30 protein-coding genes are annotated in these 25,919 nt (G+C 34.3%); 25 read left to right on the top strand and 5 right to left on the bottom strand.

All coding sequences use genetic code 11. From position 1 onward, the window contains the following. Nucleotides 1–93: 93 nt before the first annotated feature. Complete coding sequence (locus tag D7004_RS08945; RefSeq protein WP_123205525.1) at nucleotides 94–966, top strand: AraC family transcriptional regulator; 873 nt, start codon at nucleotides 94–96, stop codon at nucleotides 964–966. Between the two features lie 136 nt (nucleotides 967–1,102). Beyond that, on the top strand, nucleotides 1,103–2,932 hold the full coding sequence (locus D7004_RS08950; RefSeq protein ID WP_123205526.1) for a DNA polymerase III subunit gamma/tau: 1,830 nt from the start codon (nucleotides 1,103–1,105) through the stop codon (nucleotides 2,930–2,932). 77 nt (nucleotides 2,933–3,009) lie between these two features. Here D7004_RS08950 and D7004_RS08955 read toward each other — a convergent pair whose 3' ends face one another. Beyond that, on the bottom strand, nucleotides 3,010–3,417 hold the full coding sequence (locus D7004_RS08955) for a hypothetical protein (protein ID WP_123205527.1): 408 nt from the start codon (nucleotides 3,415–3,417) through the stop codon (nucleotides 3,010–3,012). A gap of 98 nt (nucleotides 3,418–3,515) precedes the next feature. Here D7004_RS08955 and D7004_RS08960 point away from each other — a divergent pair, with 98 nt between their 5' ends. Together D7004_RS08960 and D7004_RS08965 are read left to right on the top strand one after the other, a co-directional pair. Continuing rightward, nucleotides 3,516–4,139 carry a hypothetical protein gene (locus D7004_RS08960; RefSeq protein ID WP_123205528.1) on the top strand — a complete coding sequence of 208 codons (624 nt, stop codon included), beginning with the start codon at nucleotides 3,516–3,518 and terminating at the stop codon, nucleotides 4,137–4,139. 4 nt (nucleotides 4,140–4,143) lie between these two features. Further along, nucleotides 4,144–4,674: a hypothetical protein gene (locus tag D7004_RS08965; protein WP_123205529.1), complete on the top strand. Its 531-nt coding sequence runs from the start codon at nucleotides 4,144–4,146 to the stop codon at nucleotides 4,672–4,674. A gap of 95 nt (nucleotides 4,675–4,769) precedes the next feature. On the opposite strand, the gene D7004_RS08970 is transcribed toward D7004_RS08965, so the two are convergent. After that, the gene (locus D7004_RS08970) at nucleotides 4,770–6,989 is read right to left on the bottom strand and encodes an NADP-dependent isocitrate dehydrogenase (RefSeq protein ID WP_123205530.1); all 2,220 of its coding nucleotides are present in this window, start codon (nucleotides 6,987–6,989) and stop codon (nucleotides 4,770–4,772) included. 257 nt (nucleotides 6,990–7,246) lie between these two features. Between D7004_RS08970 and D7004_RS08975 the strand changes: the two genes are divergently transcribed. Together D7004_RS08975 and D7004_RS08980 are read left to right on the top strand one after the other, a co-directional pair. Further along, on the top strand, nucleotides 7,247–8,578 hold the full coding sequence (locus tag D7004_RS08975; RefSeq protein WP_123205531.1) for a PQQ-dependent sugar dehydrogenase: 1,332 nt from the start codon (nucleotides 7,247–7,249) through the stop codon (nucleotides 8,576–8,578). A gap of 89 nt (nucleotides 8,579–8,667) precedes the next feature. Next, nucleotides 8,668–10,716, top strand: a complete 2,049-nt coding sequence (locus D7004_RS08980) for a TonB-dependent receptor (protein WP_123205532.1) — start codon at nucleotides 8,668–8,670, stop codon at nucleotides 10,714–10,716. A 138-nt stretch (nucleotides 10,717–10,854) separates the two neighbouring features. Here the strand turns inward: D7004_RS08980 and D7004_RS21140 are convergent, their stop codons facing one another. Both D7004_RS21140 and D7004_RS08985 read right to left on the bottom strand, forming a co-directional pair. Further along, complete coding sequence (locus tag D7004_RS21140; protein ID WP_279634741.1) at nucleotides 10,855–10,977, bottom strand: hypothetical protein; 123 nt, start codon at nucleotides 10,975–10,977, stop codon at nucleotides 10,855–10,857. 252 nt (nucleotides 10,978–11,229) lie between these two features. After that, nucleotides 11,230–11,571: a single-stranded DNA-binding protein gene (locus tag D7004_RS08985; RefSeq protein WP_123205533.1), complete on the bottom strand. Its 342-nt coding sequence runs from the start codon at nucleotides 11,569–11,571 to the stop codon at nucleotides 11,230–11,232. Between the two features lie 235 nt (nucleotides 11,572–11,806). Between D7004_RS08985 and D7004_RS08990 the strand changes: the two genes are divergently transcribed. The 16 genes from D7004_RS08990 (at nucleotide 11,807) to D7004_RS09070 (ending at nucleotide 23,304) form a co-directional block, all read left to right on the top strand. After that, nucleotides 11,807–12,163, top strand: a complete 357-nt coding sequence (locus D7004_RS08990; protein ID WP_123205534.1) for a hypothetical protein — start codon at nucleotides 11,807–11,809, stop codon at nucleotides 12,161–12,163. A gap of 236 nt (nucleotides 12,164–12,399) precedes the next feature. Then, nucleotides 12,400–12,519, top strand: a complete 120-nt coding sequence (locus tag D7004_RS21250; protein ID WP_407946536.1) for a hypothetical protein — start codon at nucleotides 12,400–12,402, stop codon at nucleotides 12,517–12,519. Between the two features lie 98 nt (nucleotides 12,520–12,617). Then, a complete protein-coding gene (locus D7004_RS09000; protein ID WP_123205535.1) occupies nucleotides 12,618–12,875 on the top strand; it encodes a DUF7660 family protein in 258 nt (85 codons plus the stop codon). Beyond that, on the top strand, nucleotides 12,868–13,242 hold the full coding sequence (locus tag D7004_RS09005) for a pentapeptide repeat-containing protein (RefSeq protein WP_123205536.1): 375 nt from the start codon (nucleotides 12,868–12,870) through the stop codon (nucleotides 13,240–13,242). Before D7004_RS09000 ends, D7004_RS09005 begins: the two co-directional genes overlap by 8 nt. A 220-nt stretch (nucleotides 13,243–13,462) precedes the next feature. Next, nucleotides 13,463–14,491, top strand: coding sequence for a threonine aldolase family protein (locus D7004_RS09010; RefSeq protein ID WP_123205537.1), 1,029 nt, complete (start codon nucleotides 13,463–13,465; stop codon nucleotides 14,489–14,491). 164 nt (nucleotides 14,492–14,655) lie between these two features. Further along, nucleotides 14,656–15,525 carry a hypothetical protein gene (locus tag D7004_RS09015; RefSeq protein WP_123205538.1) on the top strand — a complete coding sequence of 290 codons (870 nt, stop codon included), beginning with the start codon at nucleotides 14,656–14,658 and terminating at the stop codon, nucleotides 15,523–15,525. 347 nt (nucleotides 15,526–15,872) lie between these two features. After that, a complete protein-coding gene (locus tag D7004_RS09020) occupies nucleotides 15,873–16,490 on the top strand; it encodes a hypothetical protein (RefSeq protein WP_123205539.1) in 618 nt (205 codons plus the stop codon). Nucleotides 16,491–16,838: 348 nt separating this feature from the next. Continuing rightward, nucleotides 16,839–17,258, top strand: coding sequence for a hypothetical protein (locus tag D7004_RS09030; protein WP_148042778.1), 420 nt, complete (start codon nucleotides 16,839–16,841; stop codon nucleotides 17,256–17,258). A 368-nt stretch (nucleotides 17,259–17,626) separates the two neighbouring features. Next, nucleotides 17,627–18,154: a GNAT family N-acetyltransferase gene (locus D7004_RS09035; RefSeq protein ID WP_123205541.1), complete on the top strand. Its 528-nt coding sequence runs from the start codon at nucleotides 17,627–17,629 to the stop codon at nucleotides 18,152–18,154. Between the two features lie 241 nt (nucleotides 18,155–18,395). Continuing rightward, nucleotides 18,396–18,953, top strand: coding sequence for a DUF4256 domain-containing protein (locus D7004_RS09040; protein WP_208646810.1), 558 nt, complete (start codon nucleotides 18,396–18,398; stop codon nucleotides 18,951–18,953). Nucleotides 18,954–19,122: 169 nt separating this feature from the next. Continuing rightward, nucleotides 19,123–19,503 (top strand): RidA family protein, encoded by a 381-nt coding sequence (locus D7004_RS09045; protein WP_123205543.1) that lies wholly within the window; start codon nucleotides 19,123–19,125, stop codon nucleotides 19,501–19,503. Nucleotides 19,504–19,605: 102 nt separating this feature from the next. Then, nucleotides 19,606–20,172 carry a cupin domain-containing protein gene (locus tag D7004_RS09050; RefSeq protein ID WP_123205544.1) on the top strand — a complete coding sequence of 189 codons (567 nt, stop codon included), beginning with the start codon at nucleotides 19,606–19,608 and terminating at the stop codon, nucleotides 20,170–20,172. A gap of 85 nt (nucleotides 20,173–20,257) precedes the next feature. Beyond that, nucleotides 20,258–21,154 carry an NmrA family NAD(P)-binding protein gene (locus D7004_RS09055; protein ID WP_123205545.1) on the top strand — a complete coding sequence of 299 codons (897 nt, stop codon included), beginning with the start codon at nucleotides 20,258–20,260 and terminating at the stop codon, nucleotides 21,152–21,154. A gap of 15 nt (nucleotides 21,155–21,169) precedes the next feature. Further along, nucleotides 21,170–22,087, top strand: coding sequence for a helix-turn-helix domain-containing protein (locus D7004_RS09060; RefSeq protein ID WP_123205546.1), 918 nt, complete (start codon nucleotides 21,170–21,172; stop codon nucleotides 22,085–22,087). Nucleotides 22,088–22,117: 30 nt separating this feature from the next. After that, nucleotides 22,118–22,672, top strand: a complete 555-nt coding sequence (locus D7004_RS09065) for a DNA-3-methyladenine glycosylase I (RefSeq protein WP_123205547.1) — start codon at nucleotides 22,118–22,120, stop codon at nucleotides 22,670–22,672. A 5-nt stretch (nucleotides 22,673–22,677) separates the two neighbouring features. Then, a complete protein-coding gene (locus tag D7004_RS09070; RefSeq protein WP_123205548.1) occupies nucleotides 22,678–23,304 on the top strand; it encodes an alpha-ketoglutarate-dependent dioxygenase AlkB family protein in 627 nt (208 codons plus the stop codon). Here the strand turns inward: D7004_RS09070 and D7004_RS09075 are convergent. Beyond that, complete coding sequence (locus D7004_RS09075; RefSeq protein ID WP_123205549.1) at nucleotides 23,285–24,070, bottom strand: hypothetical protein; 786 nt, start codon at nucleotides 24,068–24,070, stop codon at nucleotides 23,285–23,287. The genes D7004_RS09070 and D7004_RS09075 overlap by 20 nt on opposite strands. 124 nt (nucleotides 24,071–24,194) lie before the next feature. Between D7004_RS09075 and D7004_RS09080 the strand changes: the two genes are divergently transcribed. From D7004_RS09080 to D7004_RS09090, 3 genes are all read left to right on the top strand, one after another. Next, a complete protein-coding gene (locus D7004_RS09080) occupies nucleotides 24,195–24,407 on the top strand; it encodes an alkylphosphonate utilization protein (RefSeq protein ID WP_123205550.1) in 213 nt (70 codons plus the stop codon). A gap of 71 nt (nucleotides 24,408–24,478) precedes the next feature. After that, on the top strand, nucleotides 24,479–24,877 hold the full coding sequence (locus D7004_RS09085; protein WP_123205551.1) for an META domain-containing protein: 399 nt from the start codon (nucleotides 24,479–24,481) through the stop codon (nucleotides 24,875–24,877). Between the two features lie 75 nt (nucleotides 24,878–24,952). Further along, nucleotides 24,953–25,897, top strand: coding sequence for a YihY/virulence factor BrkB family protein (locus D7004_RS09090; RefSeq protein WP_123205552.1), 945 nt, complete (start codon nucleotides 24,953–24,955; stop codon nucleotides 25,895–25,897). The last annotated feature ends 22 nt before the right edge of the window (nucleotides 25,898–25,919 follow it).

The raw sequence follows: 25,919 nt of genomic DNA on the forward strand, positions 1-25,919 counted from the left end.
GTTCTGATATCTATGCTATATTAACCCAAATTTTAGATAATTAACATTAAATAAACAATTAAGCATATTATTATATATATTTTTGTTTAAGGAATGAAAAAAATTAAACCAAGTTTTGAAATCGTAGAACCTTCTTTCGGCAGTTCTTTTTACTATTCAAAATATGATGAGAATGCGAACAATAAAGCGCACTTGTGGCACTACCACCCCGAGATAGAAATGGTTTTTGTAAATGGAGGTTCGGGCAAAAGGCAAATTGGTAGTCATGTTTCTTATTATACCGAAGGTGATTTAATTTTAATTGGTAGTAATTTACCGCATTGCGGATTTACGGATACACACACCGGAAACAAAAATGAAACTGTGATTCAGATGAGACCTGATTTTCTTGGTAATGATTTTTTGATGCTCCAAGAAGTGAAACCAATTTTTGAACTTTTTGATAAAGCCAAAGGTGGAATTGCGTTCGGAACAGAAACCATTAAAGCTGTTGGCACAAAAATAGAAAAAATGGAAAGCCAGCAGCCATTTGAGCGATTGGTAAGTTTATTAAAAATTTTAAAAGAGCTGGAAAAATCTTCGGATTATAAAATTTTAAATGCTTCGGGCTTTTCGATGGAAATGCAAGTCCAAGATAACGACCGGATTAACATGGTGTTTAATTACGTTAAAGATCATTTTTTGGAGGAGATTAGTTTAGAAAAAGTTGCTGAAATGGCGAGCATGACTGTACCGTCTTTTTGCCGCTACTTTAAAAAAATCACTAAAAAAACGTTTACAAAGTTTGTGAATGAATACCGCATTGTACACGCATCAAAACTCTTAGCAGAAAAACCTATCAGCATAGCTAACATTTGCTTTGAAAGTGGCTTTAATAATTTTAGCCATTTTAATAAACTGTTCAAAGAATTTACGGGCAAAAGTGCTTCACAATATAGAAATGAACTGAAAGCAGTAATAAAGTAAGTTTAGGGTTTAGAGATAAGCGTTGAATTGTGTTTTGTTAATTGATAACTATGAACGAATCTGCATATAAACTCAACTTTTCAACATTCAGACATTTCAATCCAACAACACCTAAATTTTTCCTATTTTCGTGCCTATGGAAAATTTTATTGTTTCTGCCCGTAAATATCGCCCAGCCACGTTCGAAACCGTTGTTGGTCAGCTGCATATTACAGGCACTTTAAAAAATGCAATTAAAAATAACCAGTTGGCTCAAGCCTTTTTGTTTTGCGGTCCTCGTGGAGTTGGTAAAACCACCTGCGCCCGAATTTTAGCAAAAACCATAAACTGTACCAATCCTACAGCAGAAATGGAAGCTTGTGGACAATGCGAAAACTGCGTTTCATTCCAAACAGGGCACTCTTTTAACATCCATGAATTAGATGCTGCATCAAATAATTCTGTTGATGATATTCGTAGTTTAATTGAGCAAGTTAGAATACCTCCACAAGCCGGAAAATATAAAATCTATATTATTGATGAGGTGCACATGCTTTCGGCAAATGCTTTTAATGCATTTCTGAAAACATTAGAAGAACCACCTGCTTATGCAATTTTCATTCTTGCAACAACAGAGAAGCATAAAATTTTGCCGACGATTTTATCTCGTTGTCAGATTTTTGATTTTAACCGCATCCAGGTAGAAGACATTGCCAACCATTTAGCGGCAATTGCACAAAGGGAAAACATCGCTTTTGAATCGGATGGATTACACATTATTGCACAAAAAGCAGATGGAGGTTTGCGTGATGCACTTTCGATGTTTGACCAGATTGCCAGTTACGCCAATAAAAACATCACCTATAAAGCTGTAATTGATAACCTAAACATTTTAGATTACGATTACTTTTTTAAACTTACCTCCTATTTAACCGCTGCAGAAGTTAGCCAAACATTGCTACTATTTGATGAGATTTTAAATAACGGTTTCGATGGAAATAACTTTATTAATGGATTAGCTTCACATTTCCGTAATTTATTGGTTGGTAAAGATGCAGCAACGATTAAACTATTAGAAGTTAGCGAAACTATAAAGCAAAAATATTTAGATCAGTGCAGGCAAACCGAACTGTCGTTTTTATTAACGGCATTAAATCTTGCTAATACCTGCGATTTAAATTATAAAAACTCTAAAAATCAACGATTGCAGGTGGAATTGGCGCTTATAAAAATGTGCCATATCCGATCAGTCGTCAATTTAGCGCAACAACCTTTAAGCATTAATAACACAGCAACTGACCAAGGTCAGGATAAAAAAAAAACTGATGTAACTAAGGTTGAGGCTGATAGTCAAAAGGTTAAAGCTGAAAGCGAAGACCATCCAAAAGCTGAAAGTCCAAAGATTAAAGCTGAAAGCGAAGACCAGTCAAAAGCTGAAGACGAAAATCATTTAAAAGAAACGCCAAAATTAAGCCCAATTTCTTCGGCCACTTCTATTAAAATAAACATTCCAAAAGCAAACGCTACAAGTACATTCATTCCATCATTAAACGATTTAGAGCGTTTAGCAAATGGTGAAGAAGATTCTGGTCCTAAAAAGGCTACTGGTGAAGCAAGAGAAACTTTTACTTATGAAAAGTTGTTAGAAGTTTGGAACAGCTATATTCAGATTTTAAAAGCTACAGATAAAATTAACCTTTTTACCATCTTAAATAATTTTGCTCCTGCACTACCCAAACCAGAATTAATAGAAATTTCTGTTGAGAGTAAAACACAAGAACAGTTCGTTCAGAAAGAATCTGTAGAATTGCTTAATTACCTAAGAAATAAACTGAAAAACTTCGGGATAGAAGTTACTTATAAGTTGATGGAGCGTAAAATTGAGAATCGATTGTATGGTAATCGCGAGAAATACGATTATCTGGTTAATAAAAACCCAAAATTAGACGAACTGCGCAAACGTTTTAATTTAGATATTAATCCGTAGCCAACTTGCAGATTTTAGTATTCAGTTAGCAGCAAACATCATTTCAATAATGTACACTGCCAACTGAAAGTTTTTAATTATTTCTCTGGTGCATCATTAATCGGATAACCTTCTTCATCCAAATCATCACGATCATCTTCAGGTGTATGAGCTAAAATTTCATCTTCAGGACTTAATTTTACACTTTCGCCATTATCTAAATGCATACCAATTTCTTCTAAAGTATCATCGGCAATATCTTCTTCTCTTGCGTACTCATCGCCAACGTACGGATTTGCTTCATCATAAGTTGAATCATCATCAACAGCACCTGCGGCAACGGTTTCGTATCCCATTGGATGATCGTAATCTGGTTCTGTTCCTTTTACATCCAATTCGTAGCTTTGTTTATGCTCATCAAAAGATAAATTTTCTTTATTGATTTCGCTGTTTTCGGTAGTGCTGTGAATCTTATCTTGCGAACCTTTATTTTCGTTATTGTCCATGATATTTTCTCCTATTATTTATAAGTATAACAAATGGTGAGGCGAGAAGGTTTTTCTTTACAAGGAAATTAAAATGTAAATTTAACATAAAATGCAATATGAAATATCTCTTGATTCTCTCTATAATTTCATTAAAAATACTCCCTAGTTATGGTCAAGATGCAAAGCCGTCAAAATTTGAAACTAATATAAAATTAAATGCAAGATATTTAGCAAGCGTGAGGGTATTCTCTGGAAAGTTAGATAGCACTACCTATAAAACAATTAAAAAAGATATAGAAAACGAGCTTAATGTAGAAATCCAAGCTAATACGGCTATATTAATTAATTATGTACAAGGAGCATCAAATTGTCTATTAGCCGGCTTAAATGATACAGATGTTTCTAGGGTTATTGACAATAAAAAGAGAATTTCATCTCAACTGTGCATGGCAAATAATGCTATTGATTTTTTTGTTTTTTATCCTAATGCAGACCCTAAAGAATTGTTTCAAAAAAGAGATTATTTTAAAAAAGACTCAGGATTTTTTTATGAGAATATCTTCACTCTACACGATAATTGCGATGCTTTTCTAATTTTAAAGCCAAATGGAGATTTTTTAAAATATTATGGAGAAGATTATTTCTCTCAGGTTGAAAAATTTTTTAAAAGAAAACGATCACCTAATCTGAAGACCTCTGTTTCTCTATTTTCTACGACCGTTACAAAAAAATCCAGATAATACAATGAATTTTACAAAAGCTCTTTTTTGTGGATTTTTCTTACTGAGTTTGTCAATATACATTCTATTTCACGATCTTTTCTTTAATGCAAATGAATTGATTAAAATTAAAAGTAAGTTGGAAAATTCCGAAGTATCTACTGAGATAAAGAAAGTACCCAAAAAATATTTCGGTGAAGATATATACACTTACGCCGTTATAAGATTTAAGCTGAAACAGGTCAATCAAAATTTTGAACTACTTGAAAATATCACCAAACTTCAATCCAGCGAAAATAACATGGAAAGACTGAATTCTGTACTTAAAGATTCAGAATATATTTCTGTTTTTATTAGAAAATCAGATTTAAATAACAGATTTCCCGACATCTATCGAATTGATGCTGACGAATACAATGCTTATAATTATGAGAAGAAAAAAAGCAATCAATTCACTCTTTTTTTTATACTAGTTGGAAGTTCCTCATTTTTTTTCGTCATCCATTTTATGATTCTAAAAATAAAATCTAAGGAATCTCAAGATAAAACATTATAGTTTTGATATTCATTGGTTAACCTACGAATCTATCTTTCCAACAAACAAAAACCCCAATAAAATTTTAGTGGGGTTTTTGTGTTATATCTATTGACTTACAAAGCAGCCAATGTTTTATTTAATGTTACACTCGGGCGCATCGCTTTACTTGCCAATTCATCATTAGGGTTGTAATAACCTCCAATGTTTTGAGGCTTACCTTGAGCACCGATTAATTCTTCATTAATCTTCGCTTCGTTTTCGGCTAAAGCTTTTGCAAGCGGTGCAAATCTTGCCTGTAACTCTGCATCTTTAGTTTGTGTTGCCAAAGCTTCTGCCCAATACAATGCTAAATAAAAGTGAGAACCACGGTTATCAATCGTACCTAATTTTCTACCTGGCGATTTATCAGTAGCTAAAAATTTAGCATTTGCTTCATCTAAAGCATCGGCTAAAGTTTGTGCTTTTGCATTGTTTTGTGTTTGTGATAAATGCTCCAAAGAAGCTTGAAGTGCTAAAAATTCACCTAATGAATCCCAACGTAAATAGCCTTCTTCAATAAACTGTTCAATGTGTTTTGGAGCAGAACCACCTGCACCGGTTTCGAATAAACCACCACCATTCATTAAAGGAACAATAGAAAGCATTTTAGCAGAAGTACCCAATTCTAAAATTGGAAATAAATCTGTTAAGTAGTCACGCAATACGTTACCTGTAACCGAAATGGTGTCTTCACCTTTACGAATGCGTTCTAAAGTAAACTTAGTCGCTTCGATTGGTGCAAGAATACGAATGTCCAAACCAGTTGTATCGTGGTCTTTTAAATACTTATTTACTTTAGCAATAATTTCTCTATCGTGAGCTCTGTTTTCATCTAACCAAAAAATTGCGGGTGTTTCTGATAAGCGAGCTCTGTTGACTGCCAATTTAACCCAATCTTGAATTGGCGCATCTTTGGTTTGGCACATGCGGAAAATATCACCTTTTTCTACTTTTTGGTCGAAGAAAACTTTACCATCAGCATCCGTTACACGGATAGTTCCATTTGCCGCAGCTTGAAATGTTTTATCGTGAGATCCATATTCTTCAGCTTTTTGAGCCATTAAACCAACGTTAGGAACTGAACCCATTGTAGTTACATCAAAAGCCCCATGAGTTTTACAATCATCAATTGTTGCCGTGTAAACACCTGCATAACAACGGTCTGGGATTAAGGCGATAGTATCTTGAGGTTTGCCGTCTTTATTCCACATTTGACCAGAAGTACGAATCATTGCAGGCATCGATGCATCAACAATAACATCAGATGGAACGTGTAAATTCGTAATGCCTTTATCAGAGTTTACCATTGCTAAAGCCGGACCATTTGCAATTGCATCAGCCAATGCTGCTTCAACTTCAGCTTGTTTAGGGTTTCCAGCAATTTTAGCATAAACATCGCCTAAACCATTACTCGTTTCAACATTTAACTCCTTAAATAAATCAGCGTATTTTGCAAAAACATCTGCAAAGTAAACTTCTACAATAGCTCCGAAAATTAATGGGTCAGAAACCTTCATCATCGTTGCTTTTAAATGCGCTGATAAAAGAACTCCAGCTGCTTTAGCTTCTTCAATTTCTTTAGCAACAAAAGTTTTTAATGCCGATAAACTCAAAGCAGAGCTATCAATAACTTCGCCCGCTTTTAATGGTGCCAAACCTTTTAATTCTTTTACCGAGCCATCTTCTGCAACAAATTCAATTTTAAACTGACTTGCTTCTGTTAAGGTAACTGATTTTTCTGAACCATAGAAGTCGCCTTCCGTCATGCTAGCAACTTTAGTGTTAGAATCTGCAGACCATTTACCCATCGAGTGTGGATTGGTTTTAGCATAATTCTTAACTGCTTTGGGTGCTCTTCTATCCGAATTACCTTCACGTAAAACAGGATTTACAGCCGAACCTAAAACCTTCGCATATTTACTTTTTATTGCTTTTTCTTCTTCACTTTGTGCGTTATCAGGATAGTTAGGAATTGCAAAACCCTGAGCTTGCAATTCGGTAATTGCTCCAACCAACTGAGGTATAGAAGCCGATATGTTTGGTAATTTTATAATGTTTGCCTCAGGCGTTGTAGCTAAACCACCAAGTTCTGCCAAAGCATCACCAATTTTTTGGTCGTCTTTTAAATATTCTGGGAAGTTTGCCAAAATTCTACCTGCCAAAGATATATCTCTGGTTTCTACATCAATCCCTGCTGAGGCGGTAAACGCTTGTACAATAGGTAACAATGAGTAAGTTGCCAACATAGGCGCTTCATCTGTTTTGGTGTAGATAATTTTTGATGTATTAGACATGTTATATTCGAATTTTACTAATTAATGTAAATAAAATATTTCAATTTGGATTAGAAACCCTAATTTTTAAAATCGCCTAAAGATAAAATAATCGATTGAATTAAGGAACACATCAATGTTATTTATCAATCTTAAACAATAGATTTTGGCTTAACATAAATATTCTGAATAGTATTCAATGTATACAAACAACCTTTCAATTTTTCTGTTATTAAGCAAGGTGTAACTAAATCCATTTTGCTTACTAATATAACTGTATGAAAAAAGAAATTTTATATGCGGCGCTATTTTCTTCCGCTGCTTTGGCCAGTTGCCAATCCAATTCGAACTCTAAAAATGAAGCTGATAGTTTAGCTTCTGATACAACAATTGAAACATCGATAACTGAATTAAAACTTCCGGCACCTAATGAAAAAGATGCCAAAAGTAAATTTAGTAAAGTGATCGGCTGGCCAGAAGGGAAAACGCCTATTGCTCCTGAAGGCTTTGTAGTGACTAAATTTGCATCAGGAATAAAAAGTCCTAGAAATATGATTTTTACTCCAAATGGCGATGTTTTAGTGGTGCTTACAAATTCTGAAAGAAGTGCCACCGAGGCTATAGCTGGTGCAGTAACCGGTAAATCCAAATCGGAAGTTCCGGGAAAAAGCGCAAATACCATCGTGTTATATCGCGATGCGGATAAAGATGGAAAAGCAGAAACCTCTTCGACATTTTTAACTGGATTAAACCAGCCTTATGGAATGGCAATAATCGGCGACAATTTTTATGTTGCAAATACGGATGGATTGTTACAATATCCATATAAAACCGGAGATACAAAAATCACAGGAAAAGGTAAGAAAATCTTAAGCCTACCTGCTGGTGGTTACAATAATCATTGGACACGTAACTTAATAACAAATGCTGATAAAAGTAAAATCTACATCACAGTTGGTTCGGGTAGTAATGTTGGGGAAAACGGAATGGATAAGGAGGTTCGCAGAGCAAGTATTTTAGAAGTAAATCCTGATGGTTCCGGCGAGAAAATTTATGCTAGTGGCTTACGTAACCCTGTTGGTGTTGATTGGGCTCCCGGTACAAATATGCTTTGGACAGCAGTAAACGAGCGTGACAGATTAGGTGATGATTTAGTTCCTGATTATATTACTAGCGTAAAAGAAGGCGCATTTTATGGCTGGCCATATTCTTACTATGGTCAAAATGAAGACCCTAGAATGAAAGGTAAAAACCCTGAATTGGTGAAAAAAGCAATTGCTCCTGATGTTCCTGTTGGTTCGCACACTGCTTCTTTAGGTTTAGCATTTTATAAAGCGAATAAGTTCCCTGCAAAATACCAAGGCGGTGCCTTTATTGGGCAGCATGGTTCATGGAACCGCTCTGCATTGGCCGGTTATAAAGTAGCTTTTGTACCTTTTAAAAATGGTAAACCAATTGCTGATGCTGAGGATTTTTTAACCGGATTTGTGGCTGATGCTGAAAAAGGAGAAGTTTATGGTAGACCTGTTGGTGTTACTTTGACACCAGATGGTGCTTTACTAGTTGCCGATGATGTTAGCGGAATTGTTTGGAAAGTAGCCGCAAAATAATTTTTTCAATCCTTATTACATTCGCAGGTTATTGGTAATTTTGCCAAATAACCTGCGATTTTTTTTTATCTTCAAAATCAAACATCCTATTGAAATCAGCACTTACCTTTATTTTACTTCTTTCTACAGTTTTTGTTAAGGCTCAAACTGTCAAATCAGATTCTTTAAACAAATTAAATGATGTTGTTATAAAAGGTTACTACAACGCAGTGCCAATTTTAAGGTCGGTTTCTGCAGTAAGTTTAGTTGATAGCAATTCAATTCGCAATCAACAAAGCAGTTCGCCTGTAAGTATTTTCAATACGGTTCCGGGTGTTAGAATGGAAGAACGTTCTCCCGGCAGTTATCGGTTATCGCTACGCGGAAGTTTATTACGTTCGCCTTTTGGCATTCGGAATATTAAAATTTATGTTGATGATTTTCCACTTACCGATGCTGGTGGAAATACCTATTTAAACCTTTTAGATGTTGCATCTTTAGGTTCGTTAGAGATTTACAAAGGTCCGGATGCAAGTATTTATGGTGCAAATACCGGAGGTGCAATTTTAATTAACACTCCGGATAATCAGAATGAAATTGGTGCATCGGTTTCAGGAGGTTCGTATGGCTTATTTCATCAAACGGCAAACATTTCTAAAACATTTAAAAATTATAGTTTTAGCGTTGCTCAGGGCTATCAACGTAGCGACGGTTACCGGCAAAATAGTGCTTTAGAGCGAAAATACTTCCAAACCACACAACAATGGAATTATAATGCTTCCGGTTTTTTAAAAGCTTTTATTTTTTATAGTGATTTAGGCTACGAAACACCTGGCGGATTAACGGCTGTTCAGTTAGAGCAAAACCCTAAATTGGCCAGACCTGCAACACCAACCATACCTGGAGCCATAACACAACAAGCGGCGATTTATAACAAAACCATTTTTGGAGGATTATCGAATACCTATCAAATTAATAAAAATTTCCGCCACGTTTTTGCATTATTTACTTCATATACTGATTTTAAAAATCCGTTTATTACCAATTACGAGAAGCGTTACGAAAGCACTTTAGGCTTTAGAACATTTTTAGAATTTGCCCAGCGCAATGAAAGTTTTAAATGGAATGTTCAGGGTGGTATAGAAAGTTCGGGAACAAAAACACAGGTGAAAAACTATAACAATAATGCTGGCACACCTTCGGCTTTGATGGCTTATGATGATTTAAGAGCCAATCAAGATTTTGCTTTTCTTCGGTTTAATTTCGATATCAATAGCAAGTTATTAATTGAGCTGGCTTCGAGCATTAACTTTTTCAACTATAAATACGAACGTTTTTTCCCAACTATTATTAACGAACAAAAAAGAAATTTTGATGCGGAATTGATGCCAAAACTAGCTTTGTCTTACCTATTTAGTCCGAAGGTTTCACTTAGAGCGTCTGTTAGCAAAGGCTACTCGCCTCCTACCCTTGCAGAAGTTCGTTCATCAGATAATAATATTAATAATGATTTACAAGCCGAAAATGGTTGGAATTATGAAATCGGTTTGAGGTATAAACCACTTAACAATCGGTTTTATGCAAACGCAAATATTTTCCAATATGAACTTAAAGATGCAATCGTAAGACGCTTGAATGCAAATGATACAGAATTTTTTATAAACGCTGGCGGTACCAAACAAAAAGGTATTGAATTAGAATCTGCATTATGGTTGATTCAAAATGCAGGAGGCTTTTTAAATGGTTTACAATTACGAAGCAGCTATACGTACAGCCATTATCGATTCGAAAATTTTATAAACGGAAATTCGAACTACTCAGGAAATAAACTTACGGGTGTGCCCGAAAGTGTTGTGGTTAGTAGCTTAGAATTTTTATTTAATGATGGGATCTATTTGTTTGGTCAGCATAACTATACATCATCCATTCCATTAAATGATGCAAATTCTGTTTTTGCGAAACGTTATAATTTAATAGAACTAAAGGCCGGCATTAGAAATTTAAAGCTTGGTAAAACTAAATTTGAAATATTTGGAGGCGCAAATAATTTGCTAAACGAAAAATACAGTTTAGGAAATGATTTAAACGCTGCAAACAACAGGTACTTTAACCCCGCTCCTGGAAGCAATTTCTACGCAGGTCTTTCTGTAAAATTGTAGCGCTTGTTTTTTCTTAAGCTTTGCCCTTAAATCGTCCTTCTATATGCAAGCAATATGCAGGTGGGAATCTTAATGTAGTAGATATAAAAAAGCTTGCCCCATTAAGATTCCCTATCAAGCTGAATTCGATTCTTAAACTTAATATTTTGCTGTTTTATTGCCGTATTCCTTGTACAACGCATCTTGCTGAATGTATTTCAGTATCTTTCCTGCAAGAAAGCAGGCTGTATCATAAATCATTTTATCCTTGAGTTTTGTCACGTTGAGTTTGTCGGAACCTCTCAAACGGCAGTATATGCAAGTCCTTCGACAGGCTAAGGATGACATTTTGTATTTATGATACAGCCTCGACGTCAACTAAAAAAACAAGCTTACTAATAATATGAGGGAAAATTAATAATCGAATTCAAGTTATCAAGTAGAAAATGACGAAAAAGCCAGATTATACTTAAAACACCTCATATTATTTTCTTTTAGGCGTTAACAACGAACTACATGTTGCGAAACTATGTATCAATTAACCTCGGTTTCTTTAGTAGAAACCCCACTTACCACAATTTCTATTGAATAGCGTTTGCTGCCATCTTTAGCTTCATAGAAATTATTTACTAATTTACCCTCAATGTTAATATATGTTCCTTTTTTAATTTGCTTTTCAGCAAAATCTGCATTGGCATTCCAAAAAGTTAACGTAAACCATTGTGTGTTTTTTACCGCTTCGCCAGATGCATTTTTGTGGTAATCATTTACGGCTAATCTTACTTTAGCTAATTTTTGTTTTCCCGATAAATTTTTAACCTCTGCATCAGCACCTGCAAAACCGCTTAATACCACTTTGTTTGTTCCATTTTCCATGATCTTCTAATTTAGTTTCTGAATGTTTAAAGAACGATAGTCACCACGACTACCGACAGAACAAAGTTGCAACAGATGGGAAAACTTAACCGTAAATTAATTATTTATAGTCGTTTATAAACGTTTAAAAACGGATAATCATTGTTTAAGCCCATAAAAACCATTTGCTATTTGATTTATTTTCACAAATTCTTTAGATTTAAGCATCATCCCATAATTAATAAATAAAAAAATTATGGAACGTTTATGTCTCGATTGCGGTACACCTGTTAAAGGCCGTGCCGACAAAAAATATTGTGATGATTTATGCCGCAACAATTATAACAACAACCTTAAGGCAGCAGACAGCAATATTGTTAAGAAGGTAAATCATATCCTTAAGCAAAACCGAATTATTCTGGCTAAACTAAATCCAGAAGGGAAAACAAAGAAAATTAGCCGGAAGATATTGCTTGATAATGGTTTTAAGTTAGATTATTTAACTTCTGTTTACCAAACACAAAGCGGAAAAACTTATAACTTTTGCTATGAGTATGGCTTGCTCGTTTTGGCCGACAATGAATTTTTATTGGTAAAACGGGAGGAAAAATAAATGGCTAAAGAAAAGTTATTTGGCGAGCTGCCGTATTGGTAATGTAAGAAACCCAAGTTGTTATAGAAAAAATACACAGGCCAAAAAGGACAAAGTTGTGGTGAGATGTATAGTGAGACAAGCTTACAAAGTGTTTTGAAACAAGCTTTAGAAAAAGTAAAAATGACAAAACCTGTAACCCTGCATTAGCTTAGACATAGTTATGCTACCAATTATTAGAAAGCGGAACTGATTTAATGTATATACAGGAATTACTAGGACACTACAGCAGTAAAACGACTGAAATTTATTTCCACGTAGGAAAAAAAGCTTGCAACAATTTAAAAGTCCAGTTGACGATTTATAATTTTTTTTAATACTTTTAATTGGATAACATTTATCAGACCTATCTGCAGAGAAGTTGGATGGATAGTTCTGACGATGTCAGATGTATATATGAGTTATAGCCGATTTTATGAACGACACACTTAACGACTTTAAAGTAACGGACAGACAAAGCTTCGTTGAGTTTCTTGACTTATTACGCAAGGACTTTTTGGACAATCCTGAAAGTTGGGAAAATAAAACACTGCCTGACTTTTTAGAAGCGTTAAGTGGATACACAGAAGATATTCAAGGTTATTACGACAATATGAAAATAAATGTAAATGCCAACAAACCAGAATGGTCGATAATTGCAGACATTTTTAAAGGAGCTAAAATTTATGAATAAGACAAATTTTGCAGAAAGTATCTTGGAACAATATCAAAATGGACAAAGATATTTTGTTGACCTAGATTTAGAGAATGAAAGTTTTGACGACCAGCACTTACAAGACATAGTATTTGAGCATTGTTTTCTTTATTCAAGTTTTAAAAGAACGAACTTAAAAAACGCCAAGTTAATAAATGGAAATATCAAGACTTGTGACTTTAGAGAAGCCCATTTGACAAATGCACATTTTGAAAATCTTTCAGTTGAAAGTTCGCAATTTGCACGTGCTAAAATTGAAGGAATATATTTTGACAACAATTGGGCTTACGGACAAAAAGTAACAAGAGCAGAATTTGACGAATGGATAAAAAATCACGAAGAATAAAAAATGGCTATAACAAGGGTTTTGCGTCAGGCGGGCTGAAGTGCAAAATTCAACAGTAGTTCTTCAATTAACAATTAGCAATAAATTTAGCTTTTGTGCTTCGAAATCCCGGTCGAACGCAAAGCCCAGAAATTTTAGTGGTAATTTCGTAGATCGATGCCGTGAAACAAAACAAACAACTTTTTAAACAGTAAACAACCGAATTAATTGATAGATAAGAATGAACAACTTTAAAAATGACTACTCTGTTGGAGCGCACCCAAATATTTTAAATAAATTAATAGAAACTAATCTTGTTCCTCAATTGGGTTATGGCGAAGACGAATATTCAGCTCAAGCAAAAGATTTATTAAAACAAAAGATAAATAATTTCGACGCAACAATTTATTTTGTTTCGGGAGGAACGCAGACAAACCTTCTTGTCATTTCGACTCTTTTACAAGTTCACGAAGCCGTAATAAGTGCTAAAACGGGACACATTTTTGCACACGAAACAGGCGCAATTGAAGCAACAGGACATAGAGTAATTACGGTCGACAGTCATGATGGAAAGCTAAAGCCTAGCGACATAGAAAAAGTGTTGCAAGCCTATTCTTTAAGACCACACGTTGTAAAACCTAAAATGATTTATGTTTCAAATTCTACCGAAATTGGCACTATTTATAATAAGGAAGAATTAGAACAGTTGTCCGAATTTTGTAAGACACAGAGTTTATTGCTCTTTTTAGATGGTGCAAGATTGGGACACGCTTTGACTGCTGAAAACAATGATTTGACACTAAAGGACATCGCTAAACTGACAGACATATTTTACATTGGAGGCACTAAGAATGGTGCTCTATTAGGAGAAGCAATTGTTTTTAATAAACCGCATTTAGCACCAGAATTCGACTATGCTTTAAAGCAAAAAGGAGCATTATTGGCAAAAGGAAGGTTGTTAGGCATTCAGTTTCTTGAATTATTCAAAGACGATTTATATTTCGATTTAGCCAAACACGCCAATAAAATGGCAATGAAAATATCAGCTGCAGTGGAAGAGAAAGGTTATTCTTTTTTAACACAATCAACAACTAATCAAATTTTTCCCATCTTGCCCAAAACACTTATTAGCAAACTAAATGAAAAATATTTGTTCTACGAATGGGCGGCTATCGATGAAACTAAATCAGCAATTAGACTAATAACTTCTTGGGCGACAGACGAAACCAAAGTAGATGAATTTATTAATGATTTAAATGAACTCGAATAACAACGAACCGCTAACATCGGTTTGGCAATATGACGGCTGAAGTACTTCTGTGAACTATTTGTGCAAGGTTCAACAGAGGTAATTCTATTGAACTTTTGTGCTAAAAATCCGCCCCTTCGCTAAGCCAAAATCGTTATAGGACATTTTAAAAGGACGATACAGAAATGGGGACTTGGGGAACAGCCATAAAAGACAGTGACGCATTTGCTGACATTTACAGTGAGTTTTTCGACTTATATAATAAAGGAGGACAACCCGACATCATTTCCAAAAAAATCGTAGACGACAAGTGGGAAATTCTTGAAATAGAAGAAGAAAAGAACAGTTTGTGGTTTGCTCTTGCCTTAGCCCAATGGGAAACAAAATCGCTTGACCCAAAAGTATTATCGACAGTTGAAGAGATAATTATATCAGATGCTGACTTGAAAATTTGGCTTGACCTTGGAGCAAGTGAACAATACATTAAAAAGCGAAAAATTGCCCTTGAAAAATTCCTTGAAAAAATAAAATCAGACAGACCAAAAGTTAAACCAAGAAAACGAGAAAAATTAAAAACCCCAATTTTCGCAATAGGTGACTGCTTAGTTTTTAAATTGACAAATGGAAATTATGGCGGCGCTGTTGTTTTAGCAACTGACAATAATCCTGAGACTGGTTACAATTTAGTAGCTACAACAAGACTTAATCAAAATAACAAACCGACACTTAAAGACTTTGAAAATGCAGAAGTTCTAATTTGTAATTTCGGTCAGTGGAAGGACAAAGTAGATGTAACTTGGTATATGCCAGATTTATTTTATAAAGACTATGCCGACAGTTATGAAATTAATGGAAATATTACGGTGGAATTAGAGTATGAAATAAAGAATTATGACGGCAAAGGTTATTTGTTCAAACCTTCGTGGACATCAGGTTGGAGTATGAACTATTCAGCAGAAAGACAATTTGAATCTGAATTAACGAAACCAAAGCCGTCAAAGATTTTAACTATAAAACAGCTAACTAAAAAAGTGAAATGGTTGAAAGTTTTCTAAGAAAAACGCCCTATAACAGCACCTAATGACAATAGAATTTGAATTACTAAAAATGTGACCTTATGCAGGTGACGACAGATAAAAGGAAAATCCATTTATTTGCGAAATAAAAATTATTGACGACAAAGGAAAAGAATATAAACATAAACACGAAGGCTGGTGGTTTCCTGAGACAGAAGAAAAATAATTGGTACTCACAGCACCTTGCAAAAGCGGGGCGCTCGTGATAGCAGAAACTTTTCTGCTCCGAATAAACATTATCGTAGCTTTACAGATTGTTCTTCGAAAACCCCGCCTTCGGCAATACCCGAAACGTTACATGCAATTTTCACGAACACCCTACATAAATGGACAATAAGAAAATAGAAGACGTATTTAATAAAACATTTTCCGGTTTGACACTTTTTTATCGGGACACAGAACTAAGTGAAAATCTTATTTCAAAGTACCAAGTTGGACAAATAATTATGGAACGTGGTTTTACGGACATGACTTTTATGGGCGGTGGACTTCAATCAAACTTTAGATATTTAATTGCGTCTGCATTCGGTAAAGACCTTTCCGCATTTAATCCAGAGGCATCTAAAGTCGGACACATCGTATTGACATCTAACTCTTATTTTAAAGTTTTAGACATCTACCATGTTGACAAAAAGACACAAGTTTTTCTTCTGAATATTCCTGAACATGCTATAGACTTATTTCATAGTGCAACCACCAACATAGAAACGGACATCATTCAGAAAGCAAGAGAAAGTTTTGAAAGCAAAAAAGATTTGGAACCGATTAAAGAATTGCACAATTACGATTGGCAGGAAAGGACAAAATTTCCCATTGGAATGAATGATAACGGTGTTTTATTTTTCGACAATTCTCAAATAAAGCAAATGAATATTGACCAAATCACAACTAAAAAAGAGATTGAAGAAAACATCCAAGAGAAGAAGCCATGGTGGAAATTTTGATAGACCATTTCTTGCTGACCGAAACTGCGTGTAACAAGGGTTTGGCGTTACAATTTAGTGTTTGATATTGGCAACTTTTGCATCTTCAATTTTTAGCAAATTGAAAACTAACAAAAAAGTATCAAATTGGATAAATAAAATTTGTGGACTAACAATGATTGGACTTGGAATTAAAGTAGCATTGACTGACCATAAATAGAAAACACTACTACAAACCAGGCTGCTATGTCTCAGGCGGGCTGATTGCAAAATTCAACAAATTCAAGATGAAAATAAAAATTTAAAGGTTAATATTTCTGAACATCAAGAAAGATACTTAAAAGGAGATGAAGATAAAATTAAAAGAATATGAAATTCAAAATTGGCAATGTAAGCTTTTTCCCATTTGAAGTGATACGCAGACTATCCTATCTAATACTTTTTCTATTCTTGGTAATTTTTTTCAGCAATGTATTTACTATGTGGGGAGAAGTATTTAGTGGTAGATCGCCTTATGGTTCTAGCGAAGATTTTCAAACTCTAAATGGAGAGTTTAAATACACATTGAAAATGTCGAAGTTTACTACAGCAGAGGAAGAATTGTTAGAATTAAATAATGCTTTTGACAAATTTAAAGAAGAAAATACATTATTTCAAAAAGCAATACTATATAGAACAAGTGAATATTATAATATCAATGTTTGGAAGTTATGGAAATGGTATAGATATTTTGAGACAAGTCATATTTTGAGTTATCCTTATTTAGAAAACAAAACAAACATAAAATAATTTAAAAACAATCGTAAATTGTAGCCTGACAGATAAAAACGGTAGACACTAAATAAAGCAGAGGAACTAATCAACATCTTACGAAGACAATTATGACAACTGAAAGAAAAACTTACCATAAAATCTGTTTGGCAATATGGCGACATAAGTGCTAAATTCAAGTCCAGTTCTTCGATTGAACTTTTACGCTAGAAAGCCGCCACTGCGCCAAGCCTTTAACGTTATAGAACCGACAATTACGACAAAAATTTAATGAATTGACCGAATAAAAACTGCACATAATAGGAGTTTTACTTCAGAAGGCCAAGAAACTATTCTGCTAAAAATCGACCGTTACATCCATGACTTGGCGAAGTAAATAAGACAAAATGATAAACGAAAATTTCAAACCTTTTCCAATTTTGACAAGTGAAAGGCTAACGCTTAGAAAATTAGCAATTGACGACCAGCAGGATATTTTTGCTTTGCGTACTGACGCAGAAATAAATAAATATCTGGATAGAGCACCAAGCAAAACAATTGAAGATGCCCTAAACTTTATCAACAAGGTTAATGAAAACATTGAAAAAACCATGGCATTTTACTGGGCAATTACCTTTACAGATACAAAAAAATTTGTCGCGACTATTTGTCTTTTTAACTTTTCAGGTGAGAAAAATAGCTGCGAAATTGGATATGAGCTTGTAACAAAATTTCAGAATCAAGGAATAATGAAAGAAGCGGCACAAATAGTTATCAACTATGTTTTTAACACATTGAAGGTTAGGAATATTCTTGCGTTTACGCATCGCGACAATCAGAATTCAACAAAGCTTCTTTTAAAATTAAATTTTGTAAAATCTGAAGAAACAGACAAAGAAAATCCTGATTTAAATATTTTCACGTTGAAAAAATAAATCCCATTGACACGTAAAGCATAGTGGAGGATGAATAGGCTGTTAAACGAACGAGAAGAAAGTCGAAACATAACCATTCGAAATGATTAATTTAAATAAAAATTCGAAGATAAATAGAATTCTATTTATTGGAGTAGATGAAAAGGAGTTATGGTTTCCAAGATAGCTGAAAACATTCTTAACCAATTTGTTCTAATTCAAGATTATTGATTTTAAAAACAAACCAAGAAAATTATTAATTATGAAAAATGAAATGTCTATCCAACAAAACGAGGAACTATTCAACATTTTGAAAATCCGTTTCGAGAAAAACATGACTCGCCATGAAAACATTGAATGGGCTGAGGTACAATCTAAGTTAGAGGCGAATGCTGAAAAAGTTAAGTCACTTGGAGAGATGGAAATAACAGGTGGCGAACCAGATGTTATTGCTTACAATAAAGAAACCAACGAGTACATTTTTTTCGACTGCTCGGCAGAAAGTCCTAAAGGCCGAAGGAGTATTTGCTATGATCATGAAGCCCTGGAATCAAGAAAAGAATACAAGCCTCAAAATAGTGCTATTAATATGGCTGCTGATATGGGTATTGAGATTTTAGATGAAGAACAATATCGATACTTGCAACAACTCGGAAAGTTTGACACCAAAACATCAAGCTGGGTAAAAACCCCCAACCAGATTAGAAAACTTGGTGGAGCAATTTTTTGTGATTGCCGCTATGATAACGTATTTACCTATCACAACGGAGCAGAATCTTACTATGCCGGAAGGGGATTTCGCGGTTCGCTAAAGGTATAGATTTAAGTAAGTGGTGATATCCAAGTATGAATAAGGCCCTTTAATTTAAATAATTGTTACCACATGTTATTATGCTTATATTTAATGAGTTATACATAAATGCCAACAAATTCATTCTTCATGATGCGATAAATCTGCTGTAACATATTTGAACATTCATCTTATAAAAATGATTACCAAGCAAAATTTCAACACAACTAAAGTACCCAGAACAACGGAAGTGTTCCCACAGGCTGTTATTGCTGGCAATTTAATATATGTTTCAGGCACCACAGGCATCAATCCAAATACATCAAGCTTAAGCAGCAGCTTTGAAGAACAAGCAGTGCAAGCTTTTAAAAACATCAAAATTATACTCGAAGAAGCAGGAAGCAGCATGGATAAAATTCTAAAAACAACTGTGTTTATGGTAACTGGAAATGAATTCAGTGTTTTAAATAAAGTTTATAAAGATGTATTTCCTCATAATGCCCCTGCAAGGAGTACGCCGCAGGTAATGCCATTTCCTGCCGGAATTTTAATTTCTGTAGAATGTATTGCGCTTGTTTAAAAAAAATTACAACTGCTTACCAGTAAAGCACTCCATATTCTTTTCAGAATGTCAGGCGCTCAATTTTTAGTGAATTAATAAACACTTTAATAAGTCAAGCATATGAAAAGAAACAAATTTATAGCAGCAATTGCAACTTTAATTGCCGCTCCTGCCCTGTCGTTTTCTCAGTTGAAAACAAAAATTATAGATGTAACAAAAGGATTTAAAATAAATTCGGGTGAAGGAAGAATTCACGGCCACATGCAATTGAAGGGCGTAAATGCTAATATCCTCGATGTAAAAATATCAGGAAGCGATACAAATGGCGCTTTAGCAATATTTGAACAAACCTCTCTTTCGCAAGGCAAAGGCACACCATTACATATTCACGATGCTCAGGATGAAGTTTTCTATGTTATAGAAGGTGCATATTATTTTAAAGTTGGTGATGATACGTATGATTTAAAAGTTGGTGACAGCATCTTTTTGCCTCGAAAAATTCCGCACGCATGGACACAGGTATCTGAAAGGGGGAAAATGATAGTGATATTGCAACCCGCAGGAAAACTTGAAAATTTCTTTTTAGCGATGGCGAATTTAAAACATGAACCAAACCAAGCAGAGATTGCAAAGATTTTTTCTGACAATGGAATGAATGTAGTTGGACCACCACTTAAACTTAAATAATTATTTTTTCGACTACAACTACAGTAGATTTGGTTACTTCTAGTTGTTTGATTCTTCAGAAATTTGAAACATCAAATAATAGAAAATGAAAATTATTATAACAGGTTCGTTAGGACACATCAGCAAGCCACTAACCATAGCATTAGTGCAAAAAGGGCATGACATTACAGTTATCAGCAGCAAGCCTGAAAAGCAAAAAGAAATTGAATCACTTGGTGCAAACGCAGCAATAGGTTCTCTACACGACGTTGAGTTTTTATCAAAAACTTTTAGCGGTGCAGATGCAGTATACACTATGGTACCTCCCGGCAATTATTTCGATCCAAATTTAGATTTATTAGCTTATTACAAAGATTTGGGCAAAAATTATGCTCATGCCATTAAAAACGCAGGTGTAAAGCGTGTTGTTAATTTAAGTACAATTGGTGGAAATTTAGCTGAAGGAAACGGCATTTTAGCTGGTGCACACTATGTCGAACTGATATTAAACGAATTGCCTGCAGACGTTGCTATCACGCACATGCGCCCTAACTCATTTTATTATAATCTACTTAGTTATATAGAGATGATAAAATTTAATGATGCAATTGTTGCAAATTATGGCGGCGATGATATCATTCCATGGGTTTCTCCAGTTGATATTGCAGCCGCCATAGCAGAAGAATTAATTACTCCATTTAGCGGTAGAAAAGCACGATCTGTAGGAAGCGAAGACTTATCAGGTAACGAAACTGCAAGAATTTTAGGTGAAGCCATTGGCAAACCAGATTTAAAATGGATACTTGTATCGGATGAAGAAACATTGAAAGGTTTAATTTCTATTGGTATGAATCCAGAAATTGCATCAGGCCTGGTAGAAATGTATGCTGCCTTACATAGCGGATTACTTGCAGAAGATTATTACAAAAATAAACCTGCTGTAATGGGTAAAGTAAAAATGACAGATTATGCCAAAGAATTTGCCCTCGCCTTTAATCAATAATATTTAACTTAGACCATGGCGAAACTCCAATTTCATAAATTTAAAACGATTAGTGATTTTCATAAATTTAGGGGATTACCAAAACCAGAGCATCCGCTCATTAGTGTAATAAACTTAGCTGATGTTAAAAGCATGCCTGAAGGCGAAAACAGTATTCTTTTAGATTTTTATTCCATTGCATTGAAAAGAAATTTCAATGCTAAAATAAGATACGGACAGCAAAAATATGATTTTGATGAAGGCATCATGTTTTTTATCTCGCCAGGTCAGATTTTTCGTATTGAAGTAGAAAAACATACAACTTTAAACCAATCGGGATGGATGTTACTTGTTCATCCCGATTTTTTATGGAATACTCCTTTAGCCAAAATTATTAAGCAAAGCGAGTTTTTCGATTATTCTGTACATGAAGCGCTTTTCCTTTCGGAGAAGGAAGAAAACACAATTGCGGCAATCATGCAAAACATTCAACAAGAATATCACTCAAATATTGATAAATTCAGTCAGAACGTTATGCTGGCGCAACTAGAACTTTTACTTACTTATTCAGATCGATTTTATCACCGCCAGTTTTTAACCAGAAAAATATCAAATCATACCATACTTAACCAGCTGGAAAACATTCTTACCAACCATTTCGAAAGTGATAAACTTGCAAAAAAGGGTATACCAAGTGTACAATTCATCGCGGAAACATTAAACGTTTCCCCAAATTATTTAAGCAGCTTATTAAAAGTACTAACCGGACACAGTACGCAGCAACACATTCACAATAAATTGATGGAAAAGGCTAAAGAAAAATTATCAGCAACCGATTTATCTGTAAGTGAGATAGCTTACGAGCTTGGCTTCGAACATCCTCAATCATTTAGTAAGTTGTTCAAAACTAAAACCAATCTTTCGCCATTAAAATTCAGGGCATCTTTTAATTAATGATAATCAACCGTTTTATAAAAACTAAAAATGTCGTATTGTACCGCTATTGAACTAATGCAACCTGAGGAAAGAAAGGCTTTGCATAAAAATTATCATGATAATCATTACGGCTTCCCGATACATGATGACAATGAATTATTTGGCAGGCTGGTTATGGAAATTAATCAAGCCGGTTTAAGCTGGGAAACCATATTGAAAAAAGAAAAAACATTTCGTTTAGCTTACGATAATTTCAACATAAAAAAGGTTGCAGCTTACACCGATAGCGATTGGGAAAGGCTGTTGAATGATCCCGGAATTATACGAAATCGATTAAAGATAAATGCAGCAATTGAAAATGCAAAAACCATTAGCATACTGCAAAGCGAATTTGGATCGTTTGAAAAATGGCTGGAATACCATCATCCTAAAACCAAAGAAGAGTGGATAAAGATTTTTAAAAAGACATTTAAATTTACAGGTGGAGAAATTGTGAACGAGTTTTTAATGAGTATAGGTTATTTGCCAGGTTGCCATGATGAAAATTGCCCGGTGAATAAGGAAATATTAAAACAAAAACCAATGTGGCAAATTAAAGGTTAAACGAAATGGATTTATTCGGCAACACAATAAACAGCAATACAAACCTTTTGCCTTATGGCGGTACAGTTAAATATTATGGTAAGTTATTCTCGCAAATAGAAGCAAATCAATACTTCGATGTATTGTGGAATACTATTAATTGGAAGAATGACGAAGCCTTCATTATGGGAAAGCACCTCATAACCAAAAGGAAAGTTGCCTGGTACGGAGATCGTGAATACTCTTATACCTATTCAAAAGCATCGAAAACAGCTTTGCCATGGACGCCAGAACTTTTGGCAATTAAGAAAATAGCAGAAGAAAAAACTGGTACAACTTTTAATTCCTGCTTGTTAAATTTATACCATAATGGTGATGAAGGTATGGCTTATCATAGCGATGATGAAAAAGCCTTGGCTAAAAATGCTACAATTGCATCAATAAGTTTTGGTGCAGAAAGGAAGTTTTTATTAAAGCATAAACAAACCAAAGAAACCATAGGCATACTTTTGGCAAATGGGAGTTTATTGGTTATGGCTGATGAAACACAAACCAATTGGTTGCACCGACTACCAACAACAAAAAAAGTTAGCCAGCCAAGAATAAACCTCACATTTAGAACAATGAATGATACTAGTTACCAAACTCACTAATATCGATAATCCTATCGTTATCATATTTCTTTAAAAAAAGTGTTCCTTTATTATTTTTTTGCCAACTGAAATCTTGCTGAATATTTTTTATAATCGTTTGAGGATTCAGCGTTTCTGCAGAAACAGGCAAATCAAATGTTTCTCCGGTTAAATAATTTACCTGATATAAGGATTTTTCCATCGCGAAGACCAGTGTAGATTTATCTGCAGAGTTTAGTAAAAATTTACCTTGAATTCGCTCGTTGTCATGCTCTCTTTTTACAGGATATACTCTTCCATTAATTATAGTAACTACGAAATCATTATTAATTAAAAACGTACTCAAGCTGATTTCCTGTAGTCCAACAGTAAATTTGCTGTCGTTAGCACCATTCGATTCTTGGTCTAATTTTACAACTTCAGGTATTCCATCCTTTAATGCAACAATATAAAATGGCGATACCAATCCTGTTCCATCTGCAACCTGAACTATTGCAGCAGTTTTTTGAGTATTTAAAAACCTAGGGGCTTTAAACTGCTTTACCAAAGGCTTAGGGTTATCTTGAATAAAAATTGATGTGTCTTTAAAAGTTATAGCATAAACATCACCATCTTTTTTGCCTGAATCAACTTTCACTAGCTTAAGGGCATCTTCTTTTGATTTTGTTGTTTCATTAAAGCTCTCTCCATTTACTAAAGCCCTTGGGGTATAGGTTTTTTCTAACTTTTCTTGCTTACAAGAAAATAAAATTACAGATAATATAAGGGCTAAAAAGGTCGTCTTCATGAGTATTAAGGTTTTTTTGTAAGTATAGCTTTTATTTACAAAGGTTAAGAAATTTAGGTTAAAATTATGTTCTTTAATTGTTAGTTTTGATTATTAACTCTAATTTCGCATCCTAAATTAGGATATGGAAACCAAAGATAGCAACGGAAATACATTGAGCGAAGGCGATTCAGTTACTGTAATAAAAACCTTAAAAGTGAAGGGAATGGCGGCTGACATCAAGCAAGGAACAGCGGTTAAAAATATCCGCTTAACTGATGACCCTAAAGCAATTGAAGGTAAAGTGAATGGAACAATTCTGGTATTAAAAACCGAATTCTTAAAGAAAAAAAGCTAAGTTTAGCTCAAATTTATTACGCTAAATCAATTGGTTTAGTTTATGTAGCATCTAACCAAATCAAATACATTATGAGAAATTCAATCATCCTCGGATTAATAATCTGCTGTTTAACATCCTGTTTAGAAAAAATTGACCCCGCTTCTTTAACCAATACAAAATGGGAATTATCAGAATTAACTGGTAAAAAACTTCCAGAGAGCGCTAAAGCAACTTTAAATTTTGGCGATAGCTTAAAAGTAACCGGCAAATCTTTTTGCAATAATTATGGCGGACAGGCAGAGATTGCAGATGATAAAGTAACCGTAAAAAATGTGTATGGCACAAAAATGATGTGCCAGGAAACTGATTCTGAAGAAAGAGCTTTTTTGAATGCACTGAAAGAAACAGATCATGCAAAAATGGCCGAGGGTAAATTGCAACTACTTAAGGGTGAGCAAACCTTATTGGTTTTCACCAAAGTAAATTAACATTAATAACATTTATTTCTAAGCCCGAATAAACTATTTTTAGTATTTTCGGGCTTCTTAGTTTAATAAAGCCCAATGCCGATATCAATTACAAACGAATTGAAGTTTTTCTTCTCAACTTTGAGAAAGGCATTTAATATATTTCAGCAAAATGACCCTTTACGCTTAGCTGGTGCAACAGCTTTTTTTACAAATTTTGCTCTACCGCCAATACTAATTATTTTAATTAGGCTCTTCGGAATGTTTACCGACAGAAGGTTGTTCGTAACCCATATATTTCAACGTTTAAGCAACATTCTCGACAATGAAAGTATTGAACAAATCAGGCTTACATTAAGAAACATCCGTGGAATCGACCAAGCCTGGTACGTTACGCTAATAAGCTTTGTATTCTTCTTATTTGTTGCAACAACACTTTTTAACGTAATAAAAAATTCGTTGGAGCAGATTTGGAATATTGCCATGAAAGATAAAAAAGGCATTTTAAATACCTTAAAATCAAGAGCCATATCGGTTACCATTATATTATTAGCAGGCATGTTGTTTTTAGTTGGTTTATTGGCCGATAGTATTCAGGCGATAATAGGCTCTTATCTTAAAACCAACTCACCATCTTTTGAATTGGTTGCCACATCGGTTATCAATCAACTTATTTTTATAATCATTGTTACGGCATGGTTTAGCGTGTTGTTTCGCTTTTTAACTAACGGACGACCAACCTGGAGAGCCGCTTTGTCTGGTGGTTTACTTACCGGCTGTTTATTTACCTTAGGAAAATATATTTTACGCATTTTATTGCCATTAAGCAACATCAGCAATATTTATGGTTCTGCAGGCTCTATTGTAGTAATTATGCTTTTTGTATTTTATTCTTCTTTAATATTTTATTTTGGGGCATCATTTATAAAAGCATTAAGTGTGGGCAGAGAAACACCAATTGTACCAAAAAATGGCGCTTTTGCTTATGAACTTACCGAGATTGAAAGCGAAATTACTGGAAATGAAAAAGAGGAAGTTTAATTGCTTCCTCTTTTTTCTATTC

It is taken from the genome of Pedobacter jejuensis (assembly GCF_003725795.1).
In the GTDB taxonomy this organism is placed as follows: Bacteria; Bacteroidota; Bacteroidia; order Sphingobacteriales; family Sphingobacteriaceae; genus Pedobacter; species Pedobacter jejuensis.

What these genes read in the sequence shown, in the direction of transcription:
- D7004_RS08945 (WP_123205525.1), top strand. Translation starts at nt 94, where the DNA reads ATGAAAAAAATTAAACCAAGTTTTGAAATCGTAGAACCTTCTTTCGGC.
- D7004_RS08950 (WP_123205526.1), top strand. Translation starts at nt 1,103, where the DNA reads ATGGAAAATTTTATTGTTTCTGCCCGTAAATATCGCCCAGCCACGTTC.
- D7004_RS08955 (WP_123205527.1), bottom strand. Translation starts at nt 3,417, where the DNA reads ATGGACAATAACGAAAATAAAGGTTCGCAAGATAAGATTCACAGCACT.
- D7004_RS08960 (WP_123205528.1), top strand. Translation starts at nt 3,516, where the DNA reads ATGAAATATCTCTTGATTCTCTCTATAATTTCATTAAAAATACTCCCT.
- D7004_RS08965 (WP_123205529.1), top strand. Translation starts at nt 4,144, where the DNA reads ATGAATTTTACAAAAGCTCTTTTTTGTGGATTTTTCTTACTGAGTTTG.
- D7004_RS08970 (WP_123205530.1), bottom strand. Translation starts at nt 6,989, where the DNA reads ATGTCTAATACATCAAAAATTATCTACACCAAAACAGATGAAGCGCCT.
- D7004_RS08975 (WP_123205531.1), top strand. Translation starts at nt 7,247, where the DNA reads ATGAAAAAAGAAATTTTATATGCGGCGCTATTTTCTTCCGCTGCTTTG.
- D7004_RS08985 (WP_123205533.1), bottom strand. Translation starts at nt 11,571, where the DNA reads ATGGAAAATGGAACAAACAAAGTGGTATTAAGCGGTTTTGCAGGTGCT.
- D7004_RS08990 (WP_123205534.1), top strand. Translation starts at nt 11,807, where the DNA reads ATGGAACGTTTATGTCTCGATTGCGGTACACCTGTTAAAGGCCGTGCC.
- D7004_RS21250 (WP_407946536.1), top strand. Translation starts at nt 12,400, where the DNA reads ATGTATATACAGGAATTACTAGGACACTACAGCAGTAAAACGACTGAA.
- D7004_RS09000 (WP_123205535.1), top strand. Translation starts at nt 12,618, where the DNA reads ATGAACGACACACTTAACGACTTTAAAGTAACGGACAGACAAAGCTTC.
- D7004_RS09005 (WP_123205536.1), top strand. Translation starts at nt 12,868, where the DNA reads ATGAATAAGACAAATTTTGCAGAAAGTATCTTGGAACAATATCAAAAT.
- D7004_RS09010 (WP_123205537.1), top strand. Translation starts at nt 13,463, where the DNA reads ATGAACAACTTTAAAAATGACTACTCTGTTGGAGCGCACCCAAATATT.
- D7004_RS09015 (WP_123205538.1), top strand. Translation starts at nt 14,656, where the DNA reads ATGGGGACTTGGGGAACAGCCATAAAAGACAGTGACGCATTTGCTGAC.
- D7004_RS09020 (WP_123205539.1), top strand. Translation starts at nt 15,873, where the DNA reads ATGGACAATAAGAAAATAGAAGACGTATTTAATAAAACATTTTCCGGT.
- D7004_RS09030 (WP_148042778.1), top strand. Translation starts at nt 16,839, where the DNA reads ATGAAATTCAAAATTGGCAATGTAAGCTTTTTCCCATTTGAAGTGATA.
- D7004_RS09035 (WP_123205541.1), top strand. Translation starts at nt 17,627, where the DNA reads ATGATAAACGAAAATTTCAAACCTTTTCCAATTTTGACAAGTGAAAGG.
- D7004_RS09040 (WP_208646810.1), top strand. Translation starts at nt 18,396, where the DNA reads ATGAAAAATGAAATGTCTATCCAACAAAACGAGGAACTATTCAACATT.
- D7004_RS09045 (WP_123205543.1), top strand. Translation starts at nt 19,123, where the DNA reads ATGATTACCAAGCAAAATTTCAACACAACTAAAGTACCCAGAACAACG.
- D7004_RS09050 (WP_123205544.1), top strand. Translation starts at nt 19,606, where the DNA reads ATGAAAAGAAACAAATTTATAGCAGCAATTGCAACTTTAATTGCCGCT.
- D7004_RS09055 (WP_123205545.1), top strand. Translation starts at nt 20,258, where the DNA reads ATGAAAATTATTATAACAGGTTCGTTAGGACACATCAGCAAGCCACTA.
- D7004_RS09060 (WP_123205546.1), top strand. Translation starts at nt 21,170, where the DNA reads ATGGCGAAACTCCAATTTCATAAATTTAAAACGATTAGTGATTTTCAT.
- D7004_RS09065 (WP_123205547.1), top strand. Translation starts at nt 22,118, where the DNA reads ATGTCGTATTGTACCGCTATTGAACTAATGCAACCTGAGGAAAGAAAG.
- D7004_RS09070 (WP_123205548.1), top strand. Translation starts at nt 22,678, where the DNA reads ATGGATTTATTCGGCAACACAATAAACAGCAATACAAACCTTTTGCCT.
- D7004_RS09075 (WP_123205549.1), bottom strand. Translation starts at nt 24,070, where the DNA reads ATGAAGACGACCTTTTTAGCCCTTATATTATCTGTAATTTTATTTTCT.
- D7004_RS09080 (WP_123205550.1), top strand. Translation starts at nt 24,195, where the DNA reads ATGGAAACCAAAGATAGCAACGGAAATACATTGAGCGAAGGCGATTCA.
- D7004_RS09085 (WP_123205551.1), top strand. Translation starts at nt 24,479, where the DNA reads ATGAGAAATTCAATCATCCTCGGATTAATAATCTGCTGTTTAACATCC.
- D7004_RS09090 (WP_123205552.1), top strand. Translation starts at nt 24,953, where the DNA reads ATGCCGATATCAATTACAAACGAATTGAAGTTTTTCTTCTCAACTTTG.